Genomic DNA, 9922 nt, shown 5'->3' on the forward strand with positions numbered 1-9922 from the left:
GCGGACTGGGCCGGGATGCTGGCCCAGGCCGCCGACGTCGCGCCGTACGCGTTGACCGGCTCGGTGTTCTCCACCGACCGGGCCGCGATCGCCGAGGCCGACGCGGCGCTGCGGTTCTCGGCCGGCAACTTCTACGTCAACGACAAGCCCACCGGGGCCGTGGTCGGGCAGCAGCCCTTCGGCGGGGCCCGGGCCAGCGGCACCAACGACAAGGCCGGCTCGATCCTCAACCTGCAGCGCTGGGTCTCGCCGCGCACGATCAAGGAGACGCTGAACCCGCCGACGGAGGTGCGCTACCCGCACCAGGGATAAGGTCCTCCGGTGGTGGGGGACCGGCAGTTCGGCGAGGAAGGCGGGAAGCTGTCGTACGGCAGCTACCTGCGCGTCCCGTCGCTGCTGGAGCAGCAGGTCCCCGTCGCCGAGCCGCCGGCCCACGACGAGCTGCTGTTCATCGTCATCCACCAGGTGTACGAGCTGTGGTTCAAGCTCCTGCTGCACGAGCTCGGCGACGCCCGGGACCGGATGCTGGCCGGCGAGGACTACGCGCCCCGGCTGCGGCTGGAGCGGGCGCACGCGGTCGAGCGGGTGCTGATCGAGCAGGTCGACGTGCTGGAGACGATGACGCCGCAGGACTTCCTGGCCTTCCGGGCGTCGCTGGCGCCGGCCAGCGGCTTCCAGTCGGTGCAGTTCCGGGAGATCGAGTTCCTGTCCGGGGCCAAGGACCCGGCGTACCTGGACCGGCTGCACGACGCGACGGAGCCCGAGCGGGACCGGATGCGCCGGCGGCTGGCCGAGCCGACGCTCTGGGACGGGCTGCTGGCGCTGCTGGCCAAGGCCGGCTTCGACGTGACCACCGCGGAGTCGCGCCGGGACGGCCTGCTCGCGGTGTCCCGGGACCGGATCGCGTACGGTCCGCTCTGGGATCTGGCCGAGGCGCTGGTCCGGCACGACTCGATGTGGGCGCGCTGGCGGTCGCGGCACGTGCTCATGGTCGAGCGGCAGATCGGCACGAAGTCCGGGACCGGCGGCTCGACCGGGGCGCCCTACCTGCGCAGCCGGCTCGACCTGCGGTTCTACCCCGAGCTCTGGGACCTGCGCTCCGCGCTCTGAGTCTCCGACTCGGCCGCATCATCCGGACATAAGCCGCTTACAAGATTTTCTTCGCCAACCCTTCCAATCCTGCCTCGAATGCGCTTATCCTCTGGGCGCCATCCGGTACGCGCTCCTCCCGGGGAGGGCGACGATCATGGAGGTCACACCCTATGCCCGGCCAGATCAAGGTCGATTTCAACTCCCTTTCGGAGCTTCAGAGCCAGGTCAACTCGTCCGCGCAGAAGATCCTCACCGAGATCGAGGACATCAAGCGGACGGTCAACGGCACCCACTCGTACTGGTCGGGCGCCGCGCAGGAGCAGTTCGGCGTGCGTTACCAGCAGCTGGAGACCGCGCAGAAGAACGTGCAGGAGGCGATCAGCCAGTTCGGTGGCCTGATCGGCCGGGCCAACCAGGCCTACGGCGACGCCGAGACCAAGATCGGCTCGATGTTCCAGGGCAGCTGACCCGTCCCCTCACTCGTCTTTCTCGGATTTCTCGGATTTCTCGGAGGAGAACACCATGGCTTCCGGCTTCAACGTCACGGCGGAGACCCTGCAGGCCGACGCGACCCGCATCGCCACCGGCGCCGGCAACATCGAGGGCCACCTGGCCTTCCTCAAGAACGCGGTCGAGAGCGTCGTGAGCTCGAACTGGGTCGGTGTGGCCGCGAACGAGGCCGCCAACCTGCACTCGAAGCTCGACAAGGCCGGTCGGGACGTGAAGGAGTCCACCGACTTCTTCTCCAAGTCGACCGACCAGGCCGCCAAGAACTACGCGCAGCGTGAGGACGAGGTCCGCTCCGCCTTCTCCGGCGGCTGATCTCCCCGCCTGACTCGTACGGCTCAGGGCCGGTCGCTCGCTCCCGCGGCGACCGGCCCTTGCCGTTCTAGAGCCAGCCGTTGCGGCGGAAGCCGCGGTAGAGGACGAGACAGGCGACCGCGATCAGCGCCAGCGTGAACGGGTAGCCGTACTTCCACGTCAGCTCGGGCATGTGGGAGAAGTTCATGCCGTAGATCCCGGCCACCGCGGTCGGGATGGCCAGGATCGCGACCCAGGCCGAGATCCGCCGCATGTCCTCGTTCTGCTCCACCGTCACCTGGGCCAGGTTGGCCTGGATGATCGTGGTCAGCAGCTCGTCGAAGGCCCCGATCTGCTCGGTGACCTGGGCCAGGTGGTCCTCGACGTCGCGGAAGTACTCCCGGATCTCCGGGTGCACCAGCCGGACCGGCCGCTCCGACAGCGTCCGCAGGGGCGCCGACAGCGGCCCGACCGCCCGGCGCAGCTCCAGCACCTCGCGCTTGAGCACGTAGATCCGCTCGGCGTCCCGCTTGGATCCGCCCGGCCCGCCGAAGACCGCGCTCTCGACCGCGTCCACGTCCAGCTGCATGCTGTTCGCGACGCCGACGTAGTCGTCGACGATCCGGTCCATGATCGCGTGCAGCACCGCCGACGGGCCCAGCGCCAGCCGCTCCGGGTCCGCTTCCAGGTCCTTGCGCAGCCCCTGCAGACCGCGCGGCTCCCCGCGCCGCACGGTGATGACGAAGTCGCGCCCGACGAACACGGAGATCTCGCCGGTCTCGACCACCTCGACGTCAGCGGCCGGCGACTCGGGGTGCACGTACCGGACCGTCTTCAGGACGGCGAACAGGGTGTCCTCGTAGCGGTCCAGCTTGGGGCGCTGATGGGCGGCGTAGATCGCGTCCTCGACGGCCAGCGGGTGCAGGTCGAAGCGCTCGGCCAGGTCGGTCATCTCGGCCTCGTCCGGGTCGTGCATGCCGAGCCAGACGAAGCCCGCGCCGGCCCGGCGGACCGCGTCGATGACGCCGGGCTCGCAGCGGCCGGGCGCGCGGATGCCGTCGACGTACACGCCGCAGTCCACGACGGTGCCGGCCCGGACCGGCGGCGGCGGCGCGACGACGTGCCCGTTGGCGCGGGCGAGCCGGCGCGGCGGTCGCAGGTGCGGGGTGCGCAGGTGGGGAAGCATCGACACGGTGGACTCCTGGGAGCGCGCGGGGAGGGTTCGGGGCGCGCGCCCCGCGGCAGGGTCGTCCGGTCGGGCTCCAGGCGGCGGTGATCAGCCGCGCGGCCCGGCGGGAACCGGATGCGGGACGCGGCTGGTACTGCATGGGCGGTCGTTGCGCACCGCGTCACCTCCTCGGGTCCGGGGCCGGGCGGGCCGACAGCCGAATGTACCCGCCGCAACGACCTGTGTCCCGGATACGGGGCGTGAACGGTCAGTTGCGCGGCAATACGTCCCAATAGGTGAGGGCCTCGACCAGCCCGTCGGTGACGGGGAGCGCGGCCAGCGCCGCGGCGTCGACCCAGCGGACGTCGGCGGCGTCGTCGCCGGCCCGCAGCTCGCCGCCGACCACCGCACCGGCGACGTCGTCGATGACGTAGACGGCCCCGCCCGGGCCCGGTCGCTCGACCCGGCCGACCACCGCACCGGCGGTGACGACGAGCCCGGTCTCCTCGTACGCCTCCCGGACCGCGGCGGCGGCGGCGTCCTCACCGGGCTCGCAGCGGCCGCCCGGCAGCGACCACAGCCCGCGACCGGGCTCCCGGCCGCGGCGGATGAGCAGCAGCCGGCCGGCGTCGTCGTGCACGATCGCCCCGGCGCAGGGGATCCTGACCGCGCTCACGAGGGCGCTGGTCCGGCGGATGCGGGCACGCCGGCAGCATACGAACACGATGGGGCGCGATGGTGACCGAGAGCGTCCATCAGGACGACGCGTTGGGCTCGACTTCAGCTAGAGCTTGACGGCAGAACATCGAGCGGGGACCGTGGTCGGGATGCCCGTTCCGGCGCGCCGACCTGCGAGATTGGGTCTCGTCCGGTGATCGGGCATGATCGGCGTCAGCGCTTCCCGAGACCGGGTCCCCGCGGGCGCTGGTCCAGGCTGCGTACTTACCGTAGGCTGTTTGCTACAGACGGGGACGTACGCCGCAGGCACAGTCCGGAGGTTTGCTGACGTGAACGCCCTGAACAAGGTAGGCGGCGCGCTGCTCGCCGCGATCCTGGTCATCGCCGTGATCTCGGGCCTGCAGACCGGGACCGGCCGGCAGGCGGGCACCTCGGTGCTCAACGCCGCGCGCTCCGTGCTCGGCTGGGTGGGGGACGAGATCTCCCGGCTCGGCGGGAACGTGAACACGGCCGGCAATCTCGGCCGTGCCCTCGTCATCGCGCTGATCCTGTTCGTCGTCGTGATGCTGCTGTTCCCGGGCGCCCGCAACGGCCGCGGCTTCGGCATCTCGCTCGTGCTGACGCTGCTCATCGCGCTGCTGCTCTTCCAGCCGTCGATCGGCACCTCGCTGCGCAACGCGGTGAGCATGGCGCCGACCGGCACCACGCTGGTCAGGTAACCGCTCGTGGCCGATCCGTCGAAATACCTGCTGCCCACGGAGCGCGCGGAGATCCAGATCCGCCGGCACTGGGCGGTGCTGGCCGGTGACACCGTGCAGACGGTCCTGCTGCTCGTGGTGGGTGTGCTGCTGGCCCGGCTGCTGAGCGCGGTCGGCTTCGCGGAGATGGTCGCGGTCTACTTCTGCATCTTCGTGGTGGCCCGCTGGGCCTGGAAGATCGTGGACTGGAACCACGAGGTCCTCGTGGTGACCGACAAGCGGCTGCTGCTGCTGACCGGCATCTTCAGCCGGAACGTGGCGATCATGCCGCTGGTCAAGGTCACCGACCTGACCTTCTACCGGTCCTCGACGGGGCTGGCGCTGGGCTACGGCAAGTTCATCGTGGAGTCCGCCGGCCAGGACCAGGCGCTGTCCACGATCGACTACGTGCCCCGCCCGGAGCAGCTCTACCTGCAGATCTCCAACCTGCTCTTCGGCGGTGACAAGGGTTCCCCGGGCGCGCTGGTCACCCAGGCCCAGCGCGAGGCCGAGCAGGAGGCCGACCGGGCCGCGCGGCGGCGCTGGCGCCGGTTCAGCCGCCGCCGCACCGACCGGCCGGTCGACGACCGGGTCGCGCCCACCGCGGCCGCACCGTCCCAGCTGGACGCGATCCTGGCCGACCGGGACACCCTGCTGGCCGACCGGGACGACCCGGAGCGCTGGCGGGACGACGGCGGCTGGGATAGCCCCCCGTCGTACGGGGACTCCTTCGCCGACCGGGACTGGGACGAGCAGTCCCGGCGCCCGGCCGACCCGACGGCCCGGCTGCCGCGCATCCACGAGCCCCGCCGCGGCGACCAGACCGGGCGCAGCGAGGTCATCCAGCCGGACTCGCCGCTGCCGCCGCCGCGCCGGCCCCGGGACGAGCCGCCGCCGGGACCCGACCCCGCGGACGACTGAGCCGACACCCCCACCCTGCACGGTCGGGTCGCTGAGCTGGGCCGGTACCGTCGGGTCAGCATGCTTATCGACCTCCACACCCACTCGACCGCCTCCGACGGCACCGACTCGCCGGCCGAGCTGGTCGTCGCCGCGCGCGCCGCCGACCTCGACGTGGTCGCGCTGACCGACCACGACACGACGGTCGGCTGGGCGCCGGCGGTGGCCGCGCTGCCACCCGGGCTGACGCTGGTGCCCGGGCTGGAGCTGTCCTGCCGCTGGAACCCGCCCGACGGCAGCCGGTCGACCGAGCTGCACCTGCTGGGCTACCTGGTCGACCCGGCCCATCCGGAGCTGGCCGCGACCCTGGACCGGCTGCGCTCCAGCCGGCTCGGCCGGGCCCAGCGGATGACCGAGCGGATGGCCGCGGGCGGCATACCGGTGCGGTGGGAGCGGGTCGCGCAGCTGGCCGAGGGCGCGTCCGCGGGCCGCCCGCACATCGCCCGCGCGCTGGTCGAGACCGGCATCGTCGGCTCGGTGGACGAGGCGTTCGCGACGCTGCTGAGCTCGCGCTCGCCCTACCACGAGCCCAAGGAGGACCTGGACGCGCTGGCCGGGGTCGCCCTGGTGCTCGCGGCCGGGGGCGTGCCGGTGTTCGCGCACCCGCTGGCCCGGATGCGCGGCCGGGTGGTCGGCGACGATGCGGTCCGGGCGATGGCCGCCGCCGGGCTGGCCGGGCTCGAGGTCGACCACCCCGACCACACCGAGGCCGACCGTGAGCATCTGCGGGAGGTCGCGGCCGAGCTGGGGCTGCTGGTGACCGGCTCCAGCGACTATCACGGCACGAACAAGCGGGTCCGGGTCGGCGGCGGCGGCCTCACCGCGTCCGACCAGTACGACAAGCTGGTGTCGATGGCCACGGGATCCGTCCCGGTCGTCGGCTGATGGACGTCCGCTTCTTCGGCGAGGCGTTCGTCACCCTGTTCGTGATCATGGACCCGCTCGGCACGATCCCGGTGTTCCTCGGCCTGACCGGCGGCTACACGATGCGGGCCCGGGCCAAGGCGGCCGGGCAGGCCGTCTCGGTGTCGCTCGGCGTGATCATCTCGTTCGCGCTGTTCGGGCAGCAGATCCTGGATTACCTCGGGATCGGCATCCCGGCGTTGCAGGGCGCGGGCGGATTGCTTCTGCTGCTCGTCGCGCTGGACCTGCTCACCGGGCGCGGCGAGGACCCGCAGCAGGTCGAGGACGTGAACGTGGCGTTGGTCCCGCTGGGGACGCCGTTGCTGGCCGGTCCGGGCGCGATCGTGGCGACCATCGTGTTCGTCCGGCGGGCGGACGGGTGGCTGGACTACCTCGCCCTGGCGCTGGCCATCGTGGCTGTGCATGTCGTCCTCTTCCTCGCCCTCCGGTTCTCCGGCGGCATCATCAGGGTCATCCGGGACAGCGGGATCGTGCTGGTCAGCCGGATCGCCGGCCTGCTGCTGTCGGCGATCGCGGTCCAGTTGGTGGCGAACTCGGTGCTGGGGTTCATCGCAGCCGCTCGCTGACCGGCCCGCCAGGTCGGGTCGATGATCTGTGGACAACGGCCGGGCCTGTGGATGTCGGGTTCGTCCGTTACCCGGCGGGGGCTACCGTTGCTGCTGTGAGCCGCATCCTCGCCGTCGCCGCCGGCATCGTGGGCACCTCTCTGGTGCTGTTGCTCGGCGCCCCAGCCGCGCACGCCGACGGGGTCGACGATGCGGTCAAGGGCCTGCAGAGCGCCTCGGTCTACGTGGCGCCCGGCGTCACCCAGCCGGCCATCGACACGGCCGCGGTGATCCAGGCCATCGGCAGCCAGCCGATCAAGATCGCGGTGTTGAATGCCGACGACTACGGCTCGCAGTCGAAGGCGTTCGACGCCTCGGAGCGGATCGGCAAGGCGCTGGCGCCCAACTCGCCGCTGACCGTCGGCGTGATCGCGGGCAAGTTCTTCAACGCCTCGTCCTCGACCTACTGCGCCGGCTCGGCCAGCACCGTGGCCAAGGACGCGGTCGACGCCAACAAGGCGGAGCTGCAGTCGAGCAACAACGTGACGACGACGGTTCAGGCGTTCGTGACCGGGCTGCAGTCCCGGCCGGTCTCCGGCAGCGAGGCCTGCCGGACCAGCTCGGCGGCCGGCGCGACCGACGCCACCGACGACTCCGGCGGCAGCAGCCCGTGGCCCTGGGTGGCCGGCATCGGCGCGGTCGGCGTGATCGGCGCCGGCGGCATCAGTGCGTTCGCGGTGTCCCGGCGGCGGCGCCGGCTCAAGGAGCTGGAGGGCCGCCGGGCCGAGGTGCTCTCGCTCTACGACCGGCTCGGCGCGGACGTGCAGAACCTGCACGGCGACGACCCGGTGGTCCGGCAGGCGCTGGCCGACGCGGCCGAGCGCTACACCGCGACCGGCTCCCAGCTGTCCCAGGCCGACACCCACGAGGAATACGACGTGGCCCGGCGGACCGCGCTGGAGGGCCTGCAGGCGGCCCGGACCGCGCGGAAGAAGCTCGGGCTCGACCCGGGGCCGGACCTGCCGCCGATCGCCCCGGCCTACGGGGAGCAGCTCACCGCGCCGCGCGAGGTGGAGGCGGGCGGTAAGTCGTACCAGGGCTACCCCGAGTACACCCCGGGCGCTCCGTACTACTACGGCGGCGGGGGCGGCTACCCCGGCGGGTGGTATTCGTTCCCGTTCTGGCAGACCGTGCTGCTCGGCTCGGTGCTCGGCGGCGGCTTCGGCGGCGGCTGGGGCGGCGGTGGGTACGGCACCGGCTACGACCAGGGCTACGAGGCCGGCCAGGACAACGCCCAGGACTCCGGCGCCAACGGCGGCGGGTTCGGCGGCGGCGACTGGGGCGGTGGCGGCTCCGGCTGGACCGGTGGCGGCGGCGACTGGGGTGGCGGCGGTGGCGGCGGCGACTGGGGTGGCGGCGGCGGCGACTCGGGCGGAGGCAGCTGGTAGCCGTGGCAGCCGAACAGCTCGGCTTCGAGGGGATGCCGCGCCGGCTGTTCGCCGCGACGCCGTCCCGGCTGGGCGCCTTCACCTCCTGCCCGCGCCGCTACCGGTTCACCTACCTGGTCCGGCCGACCCCGCCCAAGGGTGCGCCGTGGGCGCACAACTCCGTCGGCGCGGCCGTGCACAACGCGCTGCGGGACTGGTGGCTGCTGCCGTACGAGCGGCGGACCCCGGTCGCGGCCGGGCGCCTGGTGGACGGAGCCTGGATCTCCGACGGGTTCGCCGACGCCGAGCAGTCCGCGGCCTGGCGCGCCCGGGCCCGGGACTGGGCCGAGACGTACGTGGCTACGCTGGACCCGGCCGACGAGCCGGTCGGGGTCGAGCGCGGTGTCGCGGTGCGGACCGACCGGCTGGCGCTCTCGGGCCGGGTCGACCGGATCGACGCCCGCGAGGACGAGCTGGTCATCGTCGACTACAAGACCGGCCGCTGGGTCCCGGACACCGACGACGCCCGTGGCTCCCTCGCCCTGGCGGTGTACGCGCTGGCCGCCGCCCGGACGCTGCGCCGGCCCTGTCACCGGGTCGAGCTGCATCACCTGCCGACCGGCCGGGTCGCCGCCTGGGAGCACACCGACGCCACCCTGGCCCGGCACATCGGCCGGGCCACCGACACCGCCGACGACATCGAGAACGCGGCCGCCGCGGTCACTGCCGGGGCGGACGTCGACACGGCGTACCCGCCGATCACCGGGCGGCAGTGCGGCTGGTGCGACTTCCGGCGGCACTGCCCGGCCGGGCAGGCCGCCTCCGCCGAGCAGGCCCCGTGGGCCGCGCTGGCCGAGCCGGTCTCCGTGCCGGTCGGTGCCGACGCGGCCGAGGACTGACCGACAACCAGCGAGAGGATCGTTCGTGGACGTACCCGAGGCCCTGGAGTTCCTGCGGCAGCACCATCACGGGGTGCTGTCGGTGACGCGGGCGGACGGCAAGGCCCAGCTGTCGCCGGTGGACGCCACCGTCGACGAGAACGGGCAGGTCGTCATCAGCAGCCGGGAGACCGCGTACAAGGTCAAGAGTCTGCGGGCCCGGCCGTACGGGGCCTTCTGCGGGTTCACCGACCGGTTCTTCGGGCAGTGGGTGCAGGTCGAGGGGCCGGTTCGGGTCATCTCGCTGCCGGACGCGATGGAGCCGCTGGTGAACTACTACCGCTCGATCGCCGGTGAGCACCCGGACTGGGACGACTACCGCGCGGCGATGGTCGCCGACCAGCGGGTGCTGCTGACCCTGCGTCTCGACCACGTCTACGGCTTCCAGCTGCCCGGCTGAGCGACCGTGCCGGACTGATCAGGAGTCGCGGCGTCGAGGAGCGCGGTGACCGGGCCGGGGTCGCCGACGGCCAGCAGCAGCCTGCCCGGGCCGTCGAGCTCGCTCCACGCCCAGCGCACCCCGGGGCGCTCCCCCGCTCCGGCGAGCGCCGTCGAGGCATCGCCGGTCACCAGCAGCGTCCCGATGGCGCGGGCGCCGGCGGTCCCGGCCGGTCCGGAGAGCGCCGGGTCGGCGCCGTCGAGCACCGTGGTG

The 9922-nt window shown here is 72.8% G+C and carries 14 protein-coding genes; 11 read left to right on the forward strand and 3 right to left on the reverse strand.

Going from position 1 to position 9922, the window contains the following annotated elements:
* From VGP36_02685 to VGP36_02700, 4 genes are all read left to right on the forward strand, one after another.
* Positions 1-312, forward strand: a 312-nt coding sequence (locus tag VGP36_02685; GenBank protein HEV7653630.1) for an aldehyde dehydrogenase family protein, incomplete at its 5' end; no start/stop codon positions are given.
* A 9-nt stretch (positions 313-321) separates the two neighbouring features.
* Positions 322-1110 carry a tryptophan 2,3-dioxygenase family protein gene (locus VGP36_02690; GenBank protein HEV7653631.1) on the forward strand — a complete coding sequence of 263 codons (789 nt, stop codon included), beginning with the start codon at positions 322-324 and terminating at the stop codon, positions 1108-1110.
* A gap of 152 nt (positions 1111-1262) precedes the next feature.
* Positions 1263-1559, forward strand: coding sequence for a WXG100 family type VII secretion target (locus VGP36_02695; protein HEV7653632.1), 297 nt, complete (start codon positions 1263-1265; stop codon positions 1557-1559).
* A 55-nt stretch (positions 1560-1614) separates the two neighbouring features.
* The gene (locus tag VGP36_02700; protein ID HEV7653633.1) at positions 1615-1914 is read left to right on the forward strand and encodes a WXG100 family type VII secretion target; all 300 of its coding nucleotides are present in this window, start codon (positions 1615-1617) and stop codon (positions 1912-1914) included.
* Between the two features lie 67 nt (positions 1915-1981).
* On the opposite strand, the gene VGP36_02705 is transcribed toward VGP36_02700, so the two are convergent.
* Complete coding sequence (locus VGP36_02705) at positions 1982-3079, reverse strand: magnesium and cobalt transport protein CorA (protein HEV7653634.1); 1098 nt, start codon at positions 3077-3079, stop codon at positions 1982-1984.
* 250 nt (positions 3080-3329) lie between these two features.
* Complete coding sequence (locus VGP36_02710; GenBank protein HEV7653635.1) at positions 3330-3737, reverse strand: NUDIX domain-containing protein; 408 nt, start codon at positions 3735-3737, stop codon at positions 3330-3332.
* Between the two features lie 331 nt (positions 3738-4068).
* On the opposite strand from VGP36_02710, the gene VGP36_02715 reads away from it, so the two are divergent.
* The 7 genes from VGP36_02715 (at position 4069) to VGP36_02745 (ending at position 9670) form a co-directional block, all read left to right on the forward strand.
* Positions 4069-4458: a hypothetical protein gene (locus tag VGP36_02715; GenBank protein HEV7653636.1), complete on the forward strand. Its 390-nt coding sequence runs from the start codon at positions 4069-4071 to the stop codon at positions 4456-4458.
* Positions 4459-4464: 6 nt separating this feature from the next.
* Positions 4465-5397 carry a PH domain-containing protein gene (locus VGP36_02720; GenBank protein HEV7653637.1) on the forward strand — a complete coding sequence of 311 codons (933 nt, stop codon included), beginning with the start codon at positions 4465-4467 and terminating at the stop codon, positions 5395-5397.
* A 60-nt stretch (positions 5398-5457) separates the two neighbouring features.
* Complete coding sequence (locus VGP36_02725; GenBank protein HEV7653638.1) at positions 5458-6321, forward strand: PHP domain-containing protein; 864 nt, start codon at positions 5458-5460, stop codon at positions 6319-6321.
* Positions 6321-6926 (forward strand): MarC family protein, encoded by a 606-nt coding sequence (locus VGP36_02730; GenBank protein ID HEV7653639.1) that lies wholly within the window; start codon positions 6321-6323, stop codon positions 6924-6926. Before VGP36_02725 ends, VGP36_02730 begins: the two co-directional genes overlap by 1 nt.
* 95 nt (positions 6927-7021) lie before the next feature.
* A complete protein-coding gene (locus VGP36_02735; GenBank protein ID HEV7653640.1) occupies positions 7022-8353 on the forward strand; it encodes a hypothetical protein in 1332 nt (443 codons plus the stop codon).
* Positions 8354-8355: 2 nt separating this feature from the next.
* Positions 8356-9231, forward strand: coding sequence for a PD-(D/E)XK nuclease family protein (locus VGP36_02740; GenBank protein HEV7653641.1), 876 nt, complete (start codon positions 8356-8358; stop codon positions 9229-9231).
* Between the two features lie 25 nt (positions 9232-9256).
* Entirely contained in the window at positions 9257-9670 is a 414-nt protein-coding gene (locus VGP36_02745) for a PPOX class F420-dependent oxidoreductase (GenBank protein ID HEV7653642.1), read from the forward strand.
* On the opposite strand, the gene VGP36_02750 is transcribed toward VGP36_02745, so the two are convergent.
* The coding region (locus VGP36_02750; protein HEV7653643.1) for a hypothetical protein at positions 9646-9922 on the reverse strand (277 nt) is incomplete at its 5' end. The genes VGP36_02745 and VGP36_02750 overlap by 25 nt on opposite strands.

The organism is Mycobacteriales bacterium (assembly GCA_035995165.1).
GTDB lineage: Bacteria > Actinomycetota > Actinomycetes > Mycobacteriales > CADCTP01 > CADCTP01.

What these genes read in the sequence shown, in the direction of transcription:
- VGP36_02695 (HEV7653632.1), top strand. Translation starts at nt 1,263, where the DNA reads ATGCCCGGCCAGATCAAGGTCGATTTCAACTCCCTTTCGGAGCTTCAG.
- VGP36_02700 (HEV7653633.1), top strand. Translation starts at nt 1,615, where the DNA reads ATGGCTTCCGGCTTCAACGTCACGGCGGAGACCCTGCAGGCCGACGCG.
- VGP36_02705 (HEV7653634.1), bottom strand. Translation starts at nt 3,079, where the DNA reads ATGCTTCCCCACCTGCGCACCCCGCACCTGCGACCGCCGCGCCGGCTC.
- VGP36_02725 (HEV7653638.1), top strand. Translation starts at nt 5,458, where the DNA reads ATGCTTATCGACCTCCACACCCACTCGACCGCCTCCGACGGCACCGAC.
- VGP36_02730 (HEV7653639.1), top strand. Translation starts at nt 6,321, where the DNA reads ATGGACGTCCGCTTCTTCGGCGAGGCGTTCGTCACCCTGTTCGTGATC.